Genomic DNA, 18,909 nt, shown 5'->3' with positions numbered 1-18,909 from the left:
TTTTATATTTTGGCGTAGTTTATGCGCTATACTTTTGTAACTTTAAAAACGTAAAACAACTAAAAAAATAAACGACTATGCTAGCAGGATCTATGGGTTACTACATTATAGTAGGAGCCATTGCACTCATAAGCGGACTTGTAAGTTCTAAGCTTAAGAGCAAATTCAAACATTATTCTAACCTACAACTACGCAACGGGATGTCTGGCGCTGAGATTGCCGAAAAAATGCTTGCAGATAATGGAATTACAGATGTAAAAGTAATCTCTGTTGCAGGCCAGCTTACAGACCACTATAACCCTAGAGATAAAACGGTAAACTTAAGTGAGGTTGTTTACAGCCAGCGCAATGCCGCAGCAGCTGCCGTGTCTGCCCACGAGGTAGGTCACGCTATACAGCACGCTACAGCATACAGCTTTTTACAAATGAGATCTAAGCTCGTACCTGTGGTAAATATTGCTTCTAAGATGAGTATGTGGGTAATTATGGGTGGTGTTGCACTTATGGCTACTACTAAGATAGGTGGTACTGTTGCCATTATAGGTCTTGCACTTTATGCAATGGGAACACTCTTTAGCCTTATCACACTTCCGGTAGAGTATGATGCAAGTAATAGAGCACTTGCCTGGCTCAAAGCCGAAAATATGGTAACACCAGAAGAGTATGATGGTGCAGAGGATGCCTTAAAATGGGCAGCACGCACCTATCTTGTTGCCGCTTTAGGATCACTTGCCACTCTCTTATATTTTGCACTACAAGTTTTTGGAAGTAGAAGATAAAAGACTATATAGTAGTTAATTACTTACTATAACCTGCCACAATGACGCGATAGTCAATCCTGATATGCGCATTGTAAGGTTTGGAATTATTATTGACTAACTTTGTATTACAAATTAGAATAACAATTTAACACGATATAGTTATGGCATTAGAAATCACAGATGCAACATTTGAAGAACAAGTATTAAAAAGCGATAAGCCAGTATTAGTAGACTTTTGGGCTGCTTGGTGTGGACCTTGTCGTATGGTAGGGCCAGTTATCGAAGAGATTGCTGGAGAGTACGAAGGTAAAGCTATCGTAGGTAAAGTAGACGTAGATGCAAACCAAGAATTTGCTGCAAAATACGGTGTACGTAACATCCCTACAGTACTTATGTTTAAAGACGGTGAAGTAGTAGGACGTCAAGTAGGTGTTGCTCCAAAGGCTACTTATACTGAAGCAATAGACGGACTTTTATAGTCTCCCCTATTTTAATAAGATTATCAGAAAGGTTTGGCACAGTGCCGAGCCTTTTTGTATTTTTAAAGCATTAGATAGAAGGTGTACGCTTTCGCGAAAGCGTAAAATGCACACTTTACTATTTATGAAATTTATATTGTCTAACACCAATAGATTTTTGCGCAAGCGAAAATGACTAATAGCTGCCAGAGCAGCGATATTTATGGAAAAGAAAATAAAAGTACAAGACGCTATTGACAACCAGTTGCTCAATGATAGAAAGGTATTCCTTTGGGGAATGGTAGATGATAAGAGCGCAAAGCACGTTATAGATAGATTACTATATCTTGACGCACAAGGGCACGATGAGATTCAGTTATTTATAAATAGCCCTGGTGGTTATGTAACTTCTGGATTTGCAATGTATGACACTATAAAGATGATTAAGAGCCCAGTCTCTACCATCTGTACAGGTCTAGCTGCTAGTATGGGGTCACTATTACTCTCTGTAGGAGAAAAAGGTCGCCGCTTTATACAGCCACACGCTCGTGTTATGATACACCAGCCTTCTGGAGGAGCTAGAGGTCAAGCATCTGATATAGAAATTACTGCACAAGAAATTGTAAAAACAAAAGAGCTTAGCGCACAGATTCTTGCAGATAACTGTGGGCAAACTTTTGATAAAATAATGAAAGATTTCCAGCGTGATCACTGGATGGGTGCAGATGAGTCTGTAGACTACGGTATCGTAGACGGCGTTTACCAAGGATAAACCCGCTACTCTAATCACACATCGGAACTTGTTCTTCTTTTAGGGCAAGTTCCGATTCATTTAAGAGCATTTCTAACCGCTACACTCGCATAACGATGGATATAAAATCAGAACTTCATAAAACCTCAGGCTTTGGTAATTTAGAGCTACTAGCGCGCCAGGTGGTAGAGGGGTTTATATCTGGTATGCATAAGAGTCCTTTTCACGGCTTCTCGGCAGAGTTTGCAGAGCATAAGATTTACAACCCCGGCGAGAGCACAAAACACATAGACTGGAAACTCTATGCAAAGACAGACAGGCTTTATACAAAGCGATATGAAGAAGAAACTAACCTGCGCTGTCACCTTATTGTAGATAATAGTAGTTCTATGCACTATCCTGCTGTAAAAGAGCCGAGCATAACAGAGCTTAACAAGATAAGCTTCTCTGCGCTGGCTAGCGCAGCTATTATGAATCTTATGAAGAAACAGCGTGATGCTGTGGGAATGAGTATCTATAGTGATACTTATGATTTTTATACAGGAGAAAAAGGTAGCGATAGGCACCACCATATGCTACTAGACCAACTTAATGGTATTATAAATACTACTCGCTCACATAAGGAACAACCTAAAGGCACAGACACTTACAAACACCTTCATCTTATTGCAGAGAAGTTAAAACGTAGGTCTCTAGTTTTTCTTTTTTCTGATATGCTACAAGATGACGTGGAGCAAGAGCAACTTTTTGAAGCCTTACAGCATCTTAAATACAACAAGCACGAAGTAATTTTGTTTCACACCTACAGTAAAGAGAAGGAATATAACTTTGATTTTGACAATAGCCCAAAAAAGTTTGTTGATGTAGAAAGTGGAGCATCTATTAATTTATATGCAGATAGTATACGTGATATTTACAAAAGCTCTGTAGAAACTTATTTTAAAACACTGCAAATCAAGTGTGCACAATATAGAATTAAGTACATTCCTGCGATTATAGAAAACGGCTTTAGCCCTATACTCACGACGTTTTTAGTAGAGCGTCAGAAATTTTTATAAAAATTTTAAAAAATTATTTGGTGCAATTAAAAAGGTGTTCTATATTTGCACCCGCAACAGAGCAACGATGAGTTGTTAGTTCTTGACAAAGGAAATGTAGCAAGTAAAATATTGAAGAATTAAGACAACCTCCAAGTCTATAACATAAGGGAACGGTCTGGTAGTTCAGTTGGTTAGAATATCTGCCTGTCACGCAGGGGGTCGCGAGTTCGAGTCTCGTCCAGACCGCATAATTAAGCCCACATTTGTGGGCTTTTTTTTTACAGTGTTGTGTTGGCCACGTCACACGTGGTAAGGGTTTGTAGTTGAATCCGATGAAGAGCTTTTCCTGATTGGAAAGGCTTTTTTTGTTTTCGGTAAGTTCTGGATAAAGTAAAGCACAAAAAAAAAGAGCACCCGAAGATGCTCTTTAACAAACAAATGCTTTAAGCCCCCCAAAAACTTAAAGCATTACAAGTATATAAGATTGTACTTTCTATACTTTACGGGAATCCACAATTAGAACATTTTTTCTTTTAAATGAGCCCCATATCCTTCACCAGAGCTACGAGGTGTATTGCATTATTTGCTCTAAATTGAATTTTCAACTTATTTAGCTTCTTTTCAATAGCACTTACGCTAGAAGGTGATACATTCTTTTCTTTAAGATCATTACTTATTTCTTCTTGAGAGTAGCCATATGAGAGTAATCTCATAAGTGTAATGTCGTACTCATTTATTTCTAGATTTGCATTATTAGATAACGCCATTGCAACTTTAGGTGAGATATAACGGTTACCCTCAAAAACGGTTTTAATTGCGTCCTTAAGCTCTGTAATGCCATCTCTGCCTTTACACACAAAAGCATCTATATGGACATCATTATAGAGTTGACGCACTCTTTGAAAGCGGTCTTCTACAGAGTAGACTATTACTTTGATCTCGGGGTGTTCTTTTTTAACAACCTCTGCAAGGGCGTCTCCAGAAGAAAATCGCTGCTTTCTATAATCTGCTGTAAAAGACAAGTCGGTTATTAATAAGTCATAAGGTAAATTATCTCTGTCTGCCTTCTTGATTTGTAAATACGCCTCATCACAATATGTGACCTGTTTTGCACGATTTATATTTAAACCACTAAGTGTATGCGACACACCTTCGTTAATACTGACTAAGTCATCTGCAATTAGAACTTTTTTAAACATTACATCTGGATATTTGCCTGAAAACCTTTATTCTTTTCACTTTCAAATGTAATAGTTCCCTTAAAGGCTTTTATACGGTTTTCCACATTCTGCAATCCATTTTTATTAGATAGTTCTGATCCTATGCCATTATCCTTATATCTGATTGCAATTTTTTTATGATCTTGATTAAACTCAATAAGAACCAAACTTGCCCTACCGTGTTTTACTGTATTTGTTATAAGCTCTTGCAAAACTCTATAAATAGCATTCTTCTTCTCGTTAGATATTTGTGTCCATCTCACGCCATCACTATTTCTAGTAACAATATTTAATGAGTCACTTTGATACCCCAGTAAAAGATCACTTAATGTAGTCTGAAAATTTTTATTAATATCTATTGGACTTGTCTCTCTTGAAATATCTCGTGTTCTATTATAAATACTTTCTAGGTTATCCATAAGACCAGGATCCAGCTCCTCACTGCTCTGCATATGTGCCATTACTTTATAAATATCATTTGATACCTCATCGTGTATTTTTTTAGAAAAACGAGCCTCTGTTTTAAACATCTCCTCCATCCTTTTTTTCTTGTTTAACAGCCTGGAAATAACAAATACAGCAACAGCAAGAAGTATTAAGAAAATGACTAAAAACTGATAAAATCTATTTTTAGTTTTTTCCTTTTGAGCAACTAACTCACTCTCCTGAGCTTCATTTTGAAAAACACTGTAGTCATATTTTTGAGCAACATATTTATTTGCCACTTGTTCTTGCACACTCTGTAAACTATCTGACAGTTGCTTATAGGCTAAGGCGTCTGTTGTTATACCTGCCTCAATGAGAAGTCCTAAAGCTTCTTTTTGATAAGTAGTACTTCCTAGTGAGTTTGCAATTTCATTAGCTTCTTGCGCATACTTACTTGCTTTAAGAAAATTTTCATTATTGCGATAATATTGAGAAAGATGCCTTTTAACAGAAAATAGGCCTCGCATATAACCGGTCGTCTTATTGATATCTTCTGCGCGCTTCATAAAAGAGAGCCCTTCAAGAGGACGTAAATGTGACAAACTATAACCGTAATTATCAAAAATAGTAGCCAGATATTTTTTTTCTAATATAGAAGTTGAATCAATTACAAAGGGAGCAAGCACGTCTACTGCTTTTTGATAATCTTCACGATCCATATGGATTGAAGCTATATTATTTGAAAGGATTAAACTATCTCTGTTTTTTGAAAGAAAAGGGAGTGTATTTTTATAATACTTTAGTGCATTATCATCATCTCCTAGCCTTCTATAGAGTCTACCTAGACGGTTTCCTAATCTTATTTTGATATCCTCTCTATCTGTAGTTTGTGATGCTAGGTCAAGAGCCCTATAACTTTCTATAGCAGAGATTTCGCTTTTAAAAAACTCACCCATATTAAAGTATCCTAGCGAAATAAGGTCAAAAATCTGTGCTCTATAATGTGGATCCTCTTTTTTAGTATTAGATTTTAATTCGTTTTCAAAGAAAACCACACCCTTTTGTATAGATTCTTTACTAGTAGCACCCATAATAGAATTATAGTAGAAGGTTGTGCTATCAACCTCCTTAGTCTGGCTATGGGCGTGAGAAGAAAAAATTAAAAGATAAAATAGGGTAAGAAAAAAAATAGGGAAGCTTAGATCGTATTTCTTCATCTCCCAAATATATTATAATTTCTGTACCTAGTTTATTTCTTACGCTGAGAGAGATAAAATAGAAGTTTCTATTTTTTTAGTACTTTTAACATCGTTGTGTTGGCCACGTCACACGTGGTAGGATTTGTAGTTGAATCCGGTGAAGAGCTTTTCCTGTAGGAGAGGCTTTTTTTGTTTATAGCACATTCTAAAAAAGATAAGTGCAAAAGAACTTATTATAACCAAAACCCTGCACAAACTATTGAGCATAAAAAAAGCCACACGGACTGTGTGGCTTTTACTTACTAGCTCCTCAACTAAGACTCGAACTTAGGACCCTCTGATTAACAGTCAGATGCTCTAACCAACTGAGCTATTGAGGAGTGTTACTTTTTGTAAGCGGATGCAAATATAAAGCTTTTTTACAATCATCAAAAAAAAATTGACATTTTTTCCACTTTTTTTAGTGATTTATTTTGCCTTCATAACTTAAGGAAAAACCTACCCCCACAAAAGAAATCTACAACTACTTTTTAAACAGCTTTTTACGTGATTACATTATGAATTTCGCGAAAGCGTATCTATTCAAAATGAAAAAATCCCAAGTACAAAAGTTTCTTGGGATTCTTCAAAAATGTTTCTATTTACAACACTTCTAGTAGGAGAACTATTGTTTCCGATTATGAATTCGGGGAAGTCATAGTCGGGTAGTTTTAAATAAAAACAATATACCAACACTTGGTATCAACTATCATTTAGTAGGATTAAATGCTTTGGTTATGAAACAGTCTACTCAAAAAAACTCCTACCCTCATTTATTAAATTTTATAGATTGATGGATAACTGGCGACATATTGCTACATTTATAACAAGTACATCATACCCATAAATCCATAGTAAACAATGAGTAACCGCAATTCTATTATATACACGGCTGTTTTTATTTTTTTTGCTTTCGCGAAAGCGTTAACCCTCACAGCCCAGACTAATACAAATCTCTCAAAGGAGGAACAACGCATACTTAGCCTAGTAGAAAAAAACTCGGCAGAGAGTATCGCATTTCTAGAAGAGGTGGTAAACATAAATAGCGGAACTCTAAATGTAAAAGGAGTGAAAGAAGTAGGTAATCGCTTTTCTAGCGCATTTACAGACATAGGCTTTAACACAAAGTGGATTGATATGCCCACAGAAATGGACCGTGCAGGACACCTCTTTGCCTCCACAGAGGGCACAAAAGGTAAACGGCTACTACTTATAGGTCATCTTGATACCGTTTTTGAAGAAGACAGCGAGTTTCAAAAATTTGAAATGATAAACGACACCGTAGCAAAAGGTCCCGGAGCAAATGATATGAAAGGTGGTAACGTGGTGGTGCTTTATGCGCTCAAAGCTCTAAGAGAAGCAGGGATGCTAGACAGTGCACAAATCACAGTAGCCTTTACTGGAGATGAAGAAAGCACAGGAAAACCGCTCACTATAAGTCGTAAGGATCTTATAGACGCAGCAAAGAGCTCAGATATTGCCCTTGGTTTTGAAACTTCAACAGGTTTTGATAATGCAACCGTAGCCCGAAGAGGTTCTTCAAACTGGAATGTAACCGTTACAGGAAAGAGAGCACACTCAAGTGGAATTTTTCGCGAAAGCGTAGGTGCGGGAGCAAATTTTGAACTTGCACGTATTCTCAACGGTTTTTATAACGACGTAAGAGGTCCAGAGTTACTATCCTTTAATCCTGGTATGATGCTGGGAGGCACAAAAATGGATCTTGAAGCAAAACAAAGTAAGGGAAGCATCTTTGGCAAAGGAAATGTAGTAGCACAAACTGCATACGTACAAGGTGGCCTACGCTTTATATCTGAAGAGCAAAAAGAAGAAGCTCGTGATAAAATGAGAGCCATTGTTGCAAATAATTTACCGCAAACAAGCGCTGTAGTTGAGTTTGAAGATAGTTATCCAGCAATGCAGCCTACTCCTCAAAATTATGCGCTTTTAGAAAAATTAAGTCAAGTAAGCCTCGATATGGGAGGGCCAGCTGTGGCTGCATACGACCCTGGAAAACGTGGTGCTGCAGACACCTCTTTTGTCGCAGAATATGTGGCTTGTCTTGACGGTTTAGGCACAATGGGAACAGGAGCACACACGCCAAATGAAACGGTATACATAAACACCATAGAGATGCTTACTAAACGTACCGCCCTATTAATTTACAGACTCATAAATGAGAGAAGATAAGTCCGCTTTCGCGAAAGCGTAAAAAACACTTTATATTAAAAAAACTAGTATTCTATGAGGCTAGTAAATGCTCGTAGTACTTTTTAAGTTTAGCAATTTTGGGATCAATCACGACTCTACAGTAGCCTTGTAATCTGTTTTCGTTGTAGTAATCGTGATGCTCTTGCGTAGCCTCATAAAACGTAGGTAACTCAGACACCTCTGTAACTATAGGGTCTTCATAATACTCTTGTACAACTTTTATCACTTGCTCGGCTTGTTCTTTTTGCTCTTCATTGTGATAAAAAATTACAGATCTATATTGTGTACCTCGGTCTGCCCCCTGCCTGTTTAAAGTAGTAGGGTCGTGCGTAGTCATAAAGACTGTAAGAATCTCTGCATAAGTAATCACAGTAGGGTCATAATCAAATTGTATCACCTCTGCGTGACCCGTAAGACCAGAGCAAATCTCTCTATATGTAGGGTGACCGGGCACGGTCCCTCCAGCATAACCAGAAACTACATTTGTAACTCCTTTGAGACGTTGTACTACCGCCTCTGTACACCAGAAACAGCCACCTCCTACGGTTGCTTGTTGTAAGTTATTCTTCTTCATCTATAGGTGTGTCTATGCGGTTCCAAATTTTATCTGCTTTAAGCTCAAAAGTGCCTACAAAGTCCCAGTTACATTCCTCTGGCGAGATGAGTGATAAAAAAGGCTCACCTCCTCCTCTCTTGTATAAATGATAAACGGCGCCTACTATAGGCTCAAAAGAAAACTTTGCAGAGTATATAAGGTTATTATACTCAAACTGCTCCATCATTTTATCATACTGCGCTTTAAGCTCTTGATACTCTGTCTTAAATTGATGGTTAACCTTACTTATATTTGAGTTTTTCCAGGTAGTAACATCATCTGTTACTATGGCTGGAGCACCTAGGTTTGTAGCATATGGAGTTAAGGCAGCATCATACTTCCCTTTTTCTTCATTATATACAACCTGATCTGGTTTTTTCTTTGTCATCTTAAATTATCGTGCTTGGTGAGCGGAGTTATAAGTACGCTTTCGCGAAAGCGTGACAACTCATTTTTTGTACAAAGATAATGCTCAATCATTAAACAATATCTTAAAACGAAAAGCTTAACAGCGTCTTCACAGTTTAACCTACTGCGGTTTGCACTTATCTTCTCTTAGATATTTTATTATGTGTAATCTGTTTCTGTCTACTACACTTAAAACGGGCATCATCTATTCCATAGTTACGCTTTGCGGCGTGCTTTGTACTTCTACCCTGCACACGTGCGCGCCACATTCTAAAACTAGAAGGCTTCATCTCACGACGCATAATATCTATAACCTCACGCTCACTTATCCCAAACTGAAATTGAATCGCATCAAAAGTAGTGCGATCTTCCCAGGCCATCTCGATAATACGATCTAACTGTCTATCTGTAAACTCTTTCATATTTCTTCTTTTTTGTAATCTATTATTAATCCCATACCTGTCTATCTACTAAGGTATGTCGTTTTAAAATGCGCACAGCATCTTGCTTTACAGCGGGACGCTCTTTGTATTTCCACATTGTATCTGTAGCATATTTTTGGGTCTCTTTTATATTTACAATAGGTTGCGGGTAGTCCTTACCTATGGTTGTATTACAAAACTGCTGCTCGAGGAGGCTCATCGTCCACGGTTCGTGTATGTATGACAGCGGTACATCGCGTAGTTCTGGAATCCACTTTTTTATAAACTCTCCTTCTGGGTCGTGTTCATAACTGTTTTTTACAGGGTTATAAATACGCAACATATTAATACCGGTTTCCCCAGCTTGCATTTGTATTTGCGGGTAGTGTATACCTGGCTCAAAATCTAAAAATTGCCTCGCAAGAAATGCTGAGGCATCTTGCCAGGGTTGCCACAAGTTGTGTGTAAAAAATGACAACGTAAGCGCTCTCATTCTAAAATTGAGATAACCCGTTTCTACAAGGCATCGCATACAGGCATCTACTAGCGGGTAACCCGTTTTACCCTCTTGCCAAGCCTTTGCATAGACTGGGTTAGACTTCTTCTTTAAGCTATGGAAGCCTCTATTTACACTTACAAACTCCATTGTATCTTCCATCTCAAACTTCTGTATAAAATGGGCAGACCACCTAAGGCGCGAGGTAAAACCATCTATCTGTCTTTTATAAGGTGAGTCTTGTCGCAACTTTTTTGCTCGCTGCCATACCTCGCGCACCGACAGATTACCCCAAGCTATATATGGAGACAAGCGACTACAACTCTTTCTAGCTAGCAAGGGTTTTGAGATATGAGCGTTATAATTTTTGATTCTGTCCTTCAAAAAGCTATCATAATAACGCAGTCCCATTGTAGTGCCTCCTTTTTGAAATACTGTATCTCTTGGTGTTTGTAAAGAGATGCACTCAAAATACTGCTCAAGAACCCCTATTTCTTTCTTTGTAACAAGGTCTCCGCATTGCGGCACAAAAATGCGTTGTGGCTCACTCATCCACCATTCCCAACCTTGTACCCAGCCTACTCTGTTGCTTAAACTGCGCCTTACTCCATTATTTATAAATTGTATCCATCGTATGTCTTGAGACTGCTGGTAGACCTTAAATGCAATATCTCTATCATAAGTTTTTCGAATCCCAGTTTCAACGTGAGAATAAACCCGCTTTATAGTGTAATGCTGCTGTAATTTTTTAAACACGGGTATCACTTCATCTTGAACAACAAGTATCTTGCTGCCATAATTTTCTAACCTGTTTTGTAAATCCTGAAGTGATTCTTTTATAAAATTAAAATGTCGCTCACTATAATGCTCATCATTTAGTAAAGAAGGTTCAAAGATATATAGCAATATTACAGGTTCACTATGTTGAAGTGCCTGCCACAAGTTTTCGTTATCTTGTAATCTTAGGTCTCTTTTAAACCAGTGTACGGTGATATGTGGTTTACTATTACTCAATAATTCTCTGGATGCTCTATAATATCTTGCGCTCGTTCTTGGTGTGCTTGCAAGGTCTTCTTATCCATTTTATTAAGAAGGCTTAGCATCATATTCATTCTATTATTGTTTTCAAAATGTGCACGCTTCTCACTTAAGAAATTCCAATACAAAGCGTTGAAAGGGCAGGCATCTTCTCCTGTTTTCTTACTCACTTTGTAATGACAACTCTTACAATAATTAGACATTTTATTAATATAACTACCGCTTGACACATAGGGTTTTGTAGCAATCTTTCCGCCATCTGCCCATTGTGACATTCCTCTTGTGTTTGTAATTTCTACCCACTCTATTGCATCTATGTAAATACCCAAATACCACTCATCTACCTGTGATGGATCACACATTGTAAGCAGTGCATAATTACCAGTCACCATAAGTCGCTGTATGTGGTGTGCATAGGCATTATCAAGACTATTATTTATACTGCAGCTCAAGCAGTTCATCTTAGTTTTACCCGTCCAGTAAAAATCTGGTAAATCATTAGTATTTTCTAGCGTGTTTACGGTAGCAAATTCTGGCATTTGCATCCAGTACATTCCTCTCATATACTCTCTCCAGCCTAATATCTGTCTTACAAATCCCTCTACCTGACTTATAGAAATATCATCGCTATGGTCTCTCCGGTAGTCTATAACCGTTTCAATTACTTCTTGAGGATCTAGGAGTTTACTATTCATCGCAAAGCTCAATCTACTATGATACAGATATGCTTGGTCTGGATCCATAGCGTCCTGATAATCGCCAAAATGCACCAACAGGTTCTCACAAAAATATCTCAACACAGAAAGTCCATCTGCTCTACTAGTGGGCCAGTTAAAGTGTTTTTCGGTAACGCGGCCTATGGTTTTTACTCCTTCTTTTTCTAGTAGCTCAACAATCTCTCGTGCATCTTTTCTAAAACCACGCTCGTGTGGGATGAGGGTCTCACCCTTCCACTTATTGCGGTTACTGTGGTCAAAATTCCACTTTCCGCCTTCTGGATCTTTGTCATTTATCATCATAATGTCATACCTCTTGCGCATCATACGGTAGAAGTATTCCATTGTAAATTGCTTCTTCCCTTTAAAGAACTCTTGCAAATCTGTGCGCGAACTCATAAAATGCTCTGTGTCGCAAGATTGTACGGGAATGTTTACGCTTTCGCGAAAGCGTACTAATAACTCATCCAGTCTATACTCGTCTGGTAACTGATACTCAAACTGCTCAATATCATACTGGGCTATAAGCTGTTCAAGATTTTCTGTAAGACTTTGTGTGTTACGAGCATCATCTAGCTGGTAATAAACGATCTTATGACCTCGCTCTTGTAGCCAGCTTGCAAACTCGCGCATAGCCATAAAAAAGGCAACCACCTTTTGAATATGATGTTTTACATAGTCTGTTTCTTGGCGCATTTCTGCCATAAAGTACACCACCTCATCGTCCTGCTCTTGATACCAAGAGTGTTTATGATTGAGCTGGTCACCTAGTATAAGTCGTAATTTTTTCATTTAAAAAAGTTCTTCCTGCGTCCATAGTCTGACATATTTCCCGCTTCCATCATACATATCTTGCTGCCTCTTGATGTTAAATTTACGGTCACGAGGGTCGTTACCTACCCCAGCATTATACATCCAGTTACCCCAGTTGCTGTGTACATCATAATCTATGAGTATACTTTCAAAATATGCTGCGCCTACACGCCAGTCTTGCTCTTGTTCTTTTGCCCAAAAGCTAGCAACATTTTGACGACCGCGGTTAGACATCCAGCCAGTTTCTTTGAGCTCAATCATATTTGCATTTACAAAATCATATTTTGTATTCCCATTAATCCACTCGCGTTGGGCTTTATTGTTATGCTTCCAGTCGTATTCTTTATTGAGAATACCTCCTATTTTAAAAATGTTATCACCGTGTTTAAGAGAGACGTACTTAAAATAATCTCTCCATATAAGCTCAAATATGAGCCAGTAGGTGTCTTGATTTTTTTTGACTTCTTTTTCAAATCTTTTTACCTCCCAATAAATCTGCCTTGTAGATATGGAGCCATTTGCAAGCCAGGCTGAGAGCTTAGAGCTATAACCTTCACCTATGAGACCGTTACGGGTTTTCTTGTAGTATGCAAGCTTTTGTGTGGTCCAGAAATAGTCATTAAGACGAGCCCAAGCAGCATCTTCTCCACCTTCCCAAGGGAATGCTGTGCGGTGATCTTTTACAAAGGTGTCTAATCTTAAGTCTTCTAGTGTAGGTATAGGAGTTACGGTAGTTAAGATATTTTCTTGCGGTAGTTCCGTAAGCTCTTTGAAGATAGGTCTCACATTACTTTCTTTCTCGCACTTTTTTCTAAACTGTGTAAAAATTTTAGGAACCTCTGTTATGGTATTGAAGGGAATATCATCTGGGTGAAATAGAAACTGATCATACACCAGCTCGTGACTTACTTCAGGTATTGCGCGCTCTACAGCGTTTGTAACTTTAACCTCTTCTGCCGTCCACTCTTTTTGAGAATGCAGGCTAGTTACTTTATAACTTTTAACTACAGAGGTTATATGCTCTTCGGGCTTGTGGTTATAAACTAGCAAGGTGATATTGAGCTTGTCTAGATTTGCTTTTAGATTTTCTATTGTTTCAATAAAAAACTTAGCTCTATATTTTTCGGTCTTTTTAAAACCAAAATCACCCTCCTCATAATGACGAGGATCAAAATAATAAACACCGACAACTCTTTTACCAGTAGCAATAGCCGCCGTAAGTGACGCGTTATCTTGAACTCTAAGATTATTTCTAAACCATACCAATGCGGTATCCATATCCTAATTTTAGAATAAAGATACTATTGTTTATTGTTTTGTTAAAAAGATTAAACAAATTTTAACCTCATTATACAACATTAGCATTAAGATTGAGTGGTTCGCTTTCGCGAAAGCGTAATAAAAAACATTTCACCTAACCTGATGAGCTGGTTTAAGGAGATCATTTACCGTTTTTACAGGATTGAACGTTAAGAGCGGTACTTCAATAAAGATGGTATTCCAGTGTGCCATTCCTCCGTTCCAAAGACCGGGGTGCTCAAGTGCTTTTATTTTCTGTCCCTCGTAACTTTTTGAAGCTATGAATCCGGCTTTATAGTCTACAAATTTGAGAAGGTCATATTTCTCACCTTTGTAATTTTTTACTCCGCAAACAATATCTACTGGGTTGAAGTGAGTAGCATTTGTAACAATTTGCTGCTGTGCGTTATCACCAGGGTTGATTTGTACACTCTCTACAATCTGGAGACATTCCTTCCCATTTTCGTGACGAACCCAAAACGGACCTCCACCTGGCTCTCCTTCATTTTTTACCATACCACAAACGCGTAGTGGCCTGTCTAGAAGCTCTCTCAAGTACTCCACTTGATAGCTAGGCGAGTATCGCTCAAAATCTGATGCAACCTTTATAAAAAGATCATTTTGTAGAAATGTAGCAATCTCTAAAATAACTTGCTCATTTATAGCTTCGGCATCATCTAGTTTATGCAAGTAGGCAAAAGATTGTTCTTGTATTTCAAGCAACTTACCTGCTAGCATCTTTTTACATTGAGCAACCTTCTTACGATACTTGCTTACCACTACGTTATCTATGTTTTTTATAAAAATAACATCTGCATCTTGCTCATTAAGGTTGTTTATAAGTGCTCCGTGACCACCAGGTCTAAAAACTAGTTGTCCTTCTTTATCCCTAAGCAATTCTCCATTACTTGCTAGTGCAACAGTATCTGTAGCTGGAGATTGAAATGAGTATGAAATGTCAAAAGAAGTGGCAGTTTTTTCTTGTACGTAGTCTTTACGTTTTTCAAACTGTTTTTGAAAACGTTCTAAATGTGCCTCAGAGATTGTAAAGTGCAAACGCGCTACTCCATCTTTTGCCGCATAAGATGCGCCTTCAAATAGGTGTTCCTCAAAAGCTGTAGCAATATTTTTTTTATACCTGTGGAATGGGAATAAGCCTTTAGGTTTGTTTCCAAAATTAAGCTCATCTTCATTGAGCAATATTTTTATAAACCGCAGTCTATTTACATCTATATCTAGTGATTCTCCATCACTGTATCTCTTCTTAATGCGCTTACGCACCTTTTTATAAAAAGGGAAGCTATCTAATCCCACAAAAAATAAGCGTAGTTCTGGAACTCCTTTCTTATTAATGTAAGCATTTATTGAACCCTCTACGGGATTGTAATCATCATAAAACTGAAAGAGAAATTTAAACATTCTAGTTGCCGCACCAGAGGCTGGTGTAAACTTTAATAACTCGAGGTTACTACTAGATTGATCAAATTTTTCTACAAGTGCTTTTTCTTGATCTGAAGATAAGATGAGTATTCCATTTCCATCTGTGGCGGCATCCCTTAAATCTGCAAAAGGAATTCCTTTGGTTAGACTCTCAAACTGACTCTGTACTTGCTCTAGTGCAATGCCTCTTTGGTCCAGTTGCTTTTTATCTTCTTCTGTTATTTTCAAACTAATAGTGTGTTAATTACCTGAGTTGCCTCAGTCACTCGCTCTTGTACTCGTCCCTTCATTAAAATGTAAGGTCTGTTATATTTTATCAAAGCGCCTTCAAAAGCTTTAAACATTTCTAACCGCCGGTCTGGCCTATCTCGTAGATCATCTTCTTCCCAAGGTGTATCTATGTAGGTTAAAAGATACAAATCATATTGATTCTCTAACGCTACTTTCTCTAATAATTCTGGGTACCACCCATCATAATATGCTTCACTATAGACCTTTGTAGTAAGTACATCTGTATCGCAAATGATAAGCCTATCTGTGCTTGCGGCTGCTTTATTTTCTAAATCCATCTGTCCAGCAGCTATGGGAAGTAAATCTTTGGGTCTACAGATTTTCTGCTCCTTATCCCAAAGTTCTTGTAAATATTCTCGGGCGAATTCTTCTACCAGGGGAGCGTTGTAATGCTCTGATAGCTTTCGCGAAAGCGTACTTTTCCCACTACTCTCTGGTCCAAAAAGACATACTCTTATACAACTGCTAGGGACTTGTCTAAGTTTTTCTTCCATTCTAAATAACCGAAAACGGCAATAATTGTTAATGCAAAATACAAGATACTACTAAAGGTTAAACCTTTATAAAAATATAAGGGCACAGTAATGATATCACCTATAATCCAGTAAATCCAGTTTTCTATTTTACGCTTTGCCATAAGCCACATTCCTACAAAGAAAATGCCTGTAGTAATCATATCTATATATGATGTCCAGTGTGAAATTTTATCAAAAGTGATGTATACCACATATGTAAATACCGCCGCGGCTATAAAAATACCCACAGTGATAATGTGTTCTTTTTTTGAGGTAGTGGTAATAGGAGTGACTGCTGTACCATCTACCGTTCTGGTCCAGACATACCAGCCGTAAACACTCATAATAAAGTAATATGCATTAATCATCATATCACCTAGCAAACCCCATTTGAGTAATAAATACACAAAAATGGCTGTACAAATCATCCCCGTAGGAAAGACCAGAACATTATTCTTTTTTGAATAAATAACCGATGCTATTGTAAATACAGAGGCAAGTAACTCTAATACGATATCTAGTGTATCATAACTCGCATATTGCCCAAAGAGGAAATCAAAAATCTGCGACATAGTCTGAGCGATCTGTTTTTACCATTTTTATGTAAAAGAGGCCTATACCCACTTCTTTAAAACTGCGCTTCATCTCTACAGTGAGAAGCCCCATCACCTCATCATAATCACCATAAACCTGCGTCGCAAGAGGGTTTTCTATAACGGTGAGGCCTGAGTCACGTAGCCTTTTTATAAAATTTATAATATGCCCTTCATAATCATCCTGCAAAGGACTAAAAGTAAGGTCTACAGATATATTCATAATTTCTTATTTATTATAGATGTGCAAAAGTGCTCCCATCCCATAGTTTACGTGACCTGTCTTTACTAGTGCAGAATTCTCGTTATAAGATTTATCAAACACTTGCCATTTTTTATTATTAAAAAACACCCTTCTTACAAATGTCTTTTGCGCAGGAAGATCATTTGTAAAAGGCAACAGCGGTCTAAAAGTGATAGATACCTTTTGTATACCTCTAGGCGTTTCTATCTCATTATATTTTTTAGTCTGTATCAATTTTCCTTGAGGGTCTGCATAGCCTAGTACTTGTAAAGATGCATATAACCCACCTTTAGGGATAAAGATTTGGAATTTTGAAATGTCTAATTCATACATCTCATCATCTTGCTCGCTTACGCGAAAAACGATATCATCGTGTACCATAGCATCACCAGGTAGTCCGTTATCATTTTTATAAAACTGAATTCTAAAAAGAGTAGAAAACTTCATATTACCCTTTTTACGAAACTCCTTTTCTGAATTAATAGGTAGCCAGAGTTGCGCCACTTTTGTAGACTTACCCTCTTGCCTTTCAAAAAACACAGCCACCTCACTTTCTACTGTAGGAAGCCAGCTATTATAATAGTTGATGTGTGTAGTTTCTTTGAGCTTTTTCTTTTTATACTTTCCTTTTTTTTCTGAGGTGAGAACCACTTCCTCTAGCTGGCTTGCTGCAGGCTTTAAGAGTACTTGAGAAATCAGTCCCTTTGTAGCAACTGCCTTACTCTCAAAACCTATTGCCGAAATGTAAAGACTGTCAATGTCTTTATACTTAGACGCCTCAAATCTAAACTCTCCCTCTTCTCCAGCAAATGTACCTCGCCCATCTCCAAAAGAGATAGTTGCAAAAGAAACCGGCGTCTTTGTAACTGCATCTTTAACAAAGGAAGTTTGGCTATTTACAACCGCAGTTAATGTAAGTACTATGGCTAAGAAGAAAACTTTCATATAAACAAATGTAGTGGTTTTAAACCGTTAGTTATTCCAGGTATTATCTTCAAAAGCCGTGCCTATCACTACCATTGTAGCCCCAGCGGTAAAAGCCGCTTGCATAGCACGCTCTGTACGTATGCCCCCACCTACAATTATGGGTATGGTAATCGCCTCACGTACTGATGTTATAATATGAGGCTGTACTGCACTTCTAGCACCGCTTCCCGCCTCTAGATATATTAGTTTTTTGCCCAGATATTGTCCCGCTAGAGCAGTCGTTATTATAGTTTCTGGTTCATTTTGAGATAGTGGTTGCGTATTACTCACTCTCTCAACTGCCGTTTGCGACCCGCCATCTATGAGAAGGTAACCCGTAGGTATGACTTCAAGATTGCTTTGTTGCACTACTCGTGCGGCTTTTACTTGCTGCCCTATCAAAAACTCCGGATTATCGCCAGAGAGTAGTGATAAAAACAGTAGCGCATCTGCCTCTGGAGTAACTTGTGTGTAATCTCCCGGAAATAATAGTACTGGCAAATCTGTTTCGGCTTTGAGGAGTTGTACTACTTTTTCTGTTTTGTGGTTGTGATCTGTACTACCACCTATAAAAAGATGTGTAGTTTGCGCGGGGATTTTTTTTAAGTACGCTTTCGCGAAAGCGCTACTCTTCTCATCACCATCCACCTCAAACTTATCTGGATCTATGAGTATGGCGAGCAATTGCTTTTTATACTGAGCAGCCCTTATTATGTTTTCTAGTATAGACATTATAAACGAAGGTAGGGATTTCATTGAGTTTTGAGAACGGAGTTGATGACCGATGAAAACATAGCAATAACAACTTAAACAAAATTACAAGGCACTTTAAAATGAAATATTTCAATATAAAACCAACCTCAAGGTCTAAGTAAATTCATAACGACATAGATGAAAATAACTTTACTTTCGGGATGAGATAACATCTTAACATATCATCAAATGAACACTTCACTTAACTAAAGAAC

At 37.8% G+C, this 18,909-nt stretch carries 19 protein-coding genes and 2 tRNA genes; 6 read left to right on the top strand and 15 right to left on the bottom strand.

Annotation, left to right across the window (positions count from 1 at the left end):
* The first annotated feature begins 77 nt into the window (after positions 1 to 77).
* The 5 genes from Q0948_RS06670 to Q0948_RS06650 all read left to right on the top strand — a co-directional run bounded on the left by Q0948_RS06670 (position 78) and on the right by Q0948_RS06650 (position 3,256).
* Positions 78 to 779: a zinc metallopeptidase gene (locus Q0948_RS06670; protein ID WP_236626648.1), complete on the top strand. Its 702-nt coding sequence runs from the start codon at positions 78 to 80 to the stop codon at positions 777 to 779.
* 143 nt (positions 780 to 922) lie between these two features.
* A complete protein-coding gene (gene trxA / locus Q0948_RS06665; RefSeq protein WP_035326672.1) occupies positions 923 to 1,240 on the top strand; it encodes a thioredoxin in 318 nt (105 codons plus the stop codon).
* 202 nt (positions 1,241 to 1,442) lie between these two features.
* Entirely contained in the window at positions 1,443 to 1,991 is a 549-nt protein-coding gene (locus tag Q0948_RS06660; RefSeq protein ID WP_298350131.1) for a ClpP family protease, read from the top strand.
* Between the two features lie 95 nt (positions 1,992 to 2,086).
* Positions 2,087 to 3,028: a DUF58 domain-containing protein gene (locus Q0948_RS06655; protein WP_298350130.1), complete on the top strand. Its 942-nt coding sequence runs from the start codon at positions 2,087 to 2,089 to the stop codon at positions 3,026 to 3,028.
* A 154-nt stretch (positions 3,029 to 3,182) separates the two neighbouring features.
* A tRNA-Asp gene (locus tag Q0948_RS06650) sits at positions 3,183 to 3,256 on the top strand.
* A 287-nt stretch (positions 3,257 to 3,543) separates the two neighbouring features.
* Here Q0948_RS06650 and Q0948_RS06645 read toward each other — a convergent pair.
* From Q0948_RS06645 to Q0948_RS06635, 3 genes are all read right to left on the bottom strand, one after another.
* Complete coding sequence (locus Q0948_RS06645; protein ID WP_298350128.1) at positions 3,544 to 4,209, bottom strand: response regulator; 666 nt, start codon at positions 4,207 to 4,209, stop codon at positions 3,544 to 3,546.
* Complete coding sequence (locus tag Q0948_RS06640) at positions 4,209 to 5,873, bottom strand: ATP-binding protein (RefSeq protein ID WP_298350126.1); 1,665 nt, start codon at positions 5,871 to 5,873, stop codon at positions 4,209 to 4,211. The genes Q0948_RS06645 and Q0948_RS06640 overlap by 1 nt, the downstream gene beginning before the upstream one ends.
* A gap of 288 nt (positions 5,874 to 6,161) precedes the next feature.
* Positions 6,162 to 6,235 (bottom strand) — tRNA-Asn (locus Q0948_RS06635).
* Positions 6,236 to 6,755: 520 nt separating this feature from the next.
* Between Q0948_RS06635 and Q0948_RS06630 the strand changes: the two genes are divergently transcribed.
* On the top strand, positions 6,756 to 8,084 hold the full coding sequence (locus tag Q0948_RS06630; protein ID WP_298350124.1) for a M20/M25/M40 family metallo-hydrolase: 1,329 nt from the start codon (positions 6,756 to 6,758) through the stop codon (positions 8,082 to 8,084).
* Positions 8,085 to 8,136: 52 nt separating this feature from the next.
* Here Q0948_RS06630 and msrA read toward each other — a convergent pair whose 3' ends face one another.
* From msrA to Q0948_RS06570, 12 genes are all read right to left on the bottom strand, one after another.
* Positions 8,137 to 8,679, bottom strand: coding sequence for a peptide-methionine (S)-S-oxide reductase MsrA (gene msrA / locus Q0948_RS06625; RefSeq protein WP_298350121.1), 543 nt, complete (start codon positions 8,677 to 8,679; stop codon positions 8,137 to 8,139).
* On the bottom strand, positions 8,666 to 9,088 hold the full coding sequence (locus Q0948_RS06620; RefSeq protein ID WP_298350119.1) for a DUF2452 domain-containing protein: 423 nt from the start codon (positions 9,086 to 9,088) through the stop codon (positions 8,666 to 8,668). Before Q0948_RS06620 ends, msrA begins: the two co-directional genes overlap by 14 nt.
* Positions 9,089 to 9,245: 157 nt before the next feature.
* Positions 9,246 to 9,530 carry a TIGR03643 family protein gene (locus tag Q0948_RS06615; RefSeq protein WP_038601158.1) on the bottom strand — a complete coding sequence of 95 codons (285 nt, stop codon included), beginning with the start codon at positions 9,528 to 9,530 and terminating at the stop codon, positions 9,246 to 9,248.
* A gap of 25 nt (positions 9,531 to 9,555) precedes the next feature.
* Positions 9,556 to 11,040 carry a cryptochrome/deoxyribodipyrimidine photo-lyase family protein gene (locus tag Q0948_RS06610; RefSeq protein ID WP_298350111.1) on the bottom strand — a complete coding sequence of 495 codons (1,485 nt, stop codon included), beginning with the start codon at positions 11,038 to 11,040 and terminating at the stop codon, positions 9,556 to 9,558.
* Positions 11,037 to 12,572: a cryptochrome/photolyase family protein gene (locus Q0948_RS06605; protein WP_298350109.1), complete on the bottom strand. Its 1,536-nt coding sequence runs from the start codon at positions 12,570 to 12,572 to the stop codon at positions 11,037 to 11,039. Before Q0948_RS06605 ends, Q0948_RS06610 begins: the two co-directional genes overlap by 4 nt.
* A complete protein-coding gene (locus tag Q0948_RS06600; protein WP_298350107.1) occupies positions 12,573 to 13,871 on the bottom strand; it encodes a DASH family cryptochrome in 1,299 nt (432 codons plus the stop codon).
* 132 nt (positions 13,872 to 14,003) lie between these two features.
* A complete protein-coding gene (locus Q0948_RS06595) occupies positions 14,004 to 15,560 on the bottom strand; it encodes a DUF4301 family protein (protein WP_298350106.1) in 1,557 nt (518 codons plus the stop codon).
* Positions 15,557 to 16,117 (bottom strand): ATP-binding protein, encoded by a 561-nt coding sequence (locus Q0948_RS06590; protein ID WP_298350104.1) that lies wholly within the window; start codon positions 16,115 to 16,117, stop codon positions 15,557 to 15,559. The genes Q0948_RS06595 and Q0948_RS06590 overlap by 4 nt, the downstream gene beginning before the upstream one ends.
* Positions 16,078 to 16,710 (bottom strand): nicotinamide riboside transporter PnuC, encoded by a 633-nt coding sequence (pnuC, locus tag Q0948_RS06585; protein WP_298350102.1) that lies wholly within the window; start codon positions 16,708 to 16,710, stop codon positions 16,078 to 16,080. The genes Q0948_RS06590 and pnuC overlap by 40 nt, the downstream gene beginning before the upstream one ends.
* Positions 16,694 to 16,954 carry a hypothetical protein gene (locus Q0948_RS06580; protein WP_298350100.1) on the bottom strand — a complete coding sequence of 87 codons (261 nt, stop codon included), beginning with the start codon at positions 16,952 to 16,954 and terminating at the stop codon, positions 16,694 to 16,696. Before Q0948_RS06580 ends, pnuC begins: the two co-directional genes overlap by 17 nt.
* A 6-nt stretch (positions 16,955 to 16,960) precedes the next feature.
* A complete protein-coding gene (locus tag Q0948_RS06575) occupies positions 16,961 to 17,920 on the bottom strand; it encodes a carboxypeptidase-like regulatory domain-containing protein (protein ID WP_298350098.1) in 960 nt (319 codons plus the stop codon).
* Positions 17,921 to 17,947: 27 nt separating this feature from the next.
* Positions 17,948 to 18,697, bottom strand: a complete 750-nt coding sequence (locus Q0948_RS06570; protein WP_298350096.1) for a geranylgeranylglyceryl/heptaprenylglyceryl phosphate synthase — start codon at positions 18,695 to 18,697, stop codon at positions 17,948 to 17,950.
* Between the last annotated feature and the right edge of the window lie 212 nt (positions 18,698 to 18,909).

It is taken from the genome of uncultured Dokdonia sp. (assembly GCF_947496725.1).
In the GTDB taxonomy this organism is placed as follows: Bacteria; Bacteroidota; Bacteroidia; order Flavobacteriales; family Flavobacteriaceae; genus Dokdonia.
This window is presented reverse-complemented; position numbering and strand designations above follow the sequence as displayed.

Coding starts and splice junctions, on each gene's coding strand:
- Q0948_RS06580 (WP_298350100.1), bottom strand. CDS start 16,954: ATGAATATATCTGTAGACCTTACTTTTAGTCCTTTGCAGGATGATTAT.
- Q0948_RS06660 (WP_298350131.1), top strand. CDS start 1,443: ATGGAAAAGAAAATAAAAGTACAAGACGCTATTGACAACCAGTTGCTC.
- Q0948_RS06655 (WP_298350130.1), top strand. CDS start 2,087: ATGGATATAAAATCAGAACTTCATAAAACCTCAGGCTTTGGTAATTTA.
- Q0948_RS06670 (WP_236626648.1), top strand. CDS start 78: ATGCTAGCAGGATCTATGGGTTACTACATTATAGTAGGAGCCATTGCA.
- Q0948_RS06570 (WP_298350096.1), bottom strand. CDS start 18,697: ATGAAATCCCTACCTTCGTTTATAATGTCTATACTAGAAAACATAATA.
- Q0948_RS06600 (WP_298350107.1), bottom strand. CDS start 13,871: ATGGATACCGCATTGGTATGGTTTAGAAATAATCTTAGAGTTCAAGAT.
- Q0948_RS06630 (WP_298350124.1), top strand. CDS start 6,756: ATGAGTAACCGCAATTCTATTATATACACGGCTGTTTTTATTTTTTTT.
- Q0948_RS06590 (WP_298350104.1), bottom strand. CDS start 16,117: ATGGAAGAAAAACTTAGACAAGTCCCTAGCAGTTGTATAAGAGTATGT.
- Q0948_RS06605 (WP_298350109.1), bottom strand. CDS start 12,572: ATGAAAAAATTACGACTTATACTAGGTGACCAGCTCAATCATAAACAC.
- Q0948_RS06645 (WP_298350128.1), bottom strand. CDS start 4,209: ATGTTTAAAAAAGTTCTAATTGCAGATGACTTAGTCAGTATTAACGAA.
- Q0948_RS06620 (WP_298350119.1), bottom strand. CDS start 9,088: ATGACAAAGAAAAAACCAGATCAGGTTGTATATAATGAAGAAAAAGGG.
- Q0948_RS06575 (WP_298350098.1), bottom strand. CDS start 17,920: ATGAAAGTTTTCTTCTTAGCCATAGTACTTACATTAACTGCGGTTGTA.
- Q0948_RS06615 (WP_038601158.1), bottom strand. CDS start 9,530: ATGAAAGAGTTTACAGATAGACAGTTAGATCGTATTATCGAGATGGCC.
- trxA (WP_035326672.1), top strand. CDS start 923: ATGGCATTAGAAATCACAGATGCAACATTTGAAGAACAAGTATTAAAA.
- msrA (WP_298350121.1), bottom strand. CDS start 8,679: ATGAAGAAGAATAACTTACAACAAGCAACCGTAGGAGGTGGCTGTTTC.
- Q0948_RS06640 (WP_298350126.1), bottom strand. CDS start 5,873: ATGAAGAAATACGATCTAAGCTTCCCTATTTTTTTTCTTACCCTATTT.
- pnuC (WP_298350102.1), bottom strand. CDS start 16,710: ATGTCGCAGATTTTTGATTTCCTCTTTGGGCAATATGCGAGTTATGAT.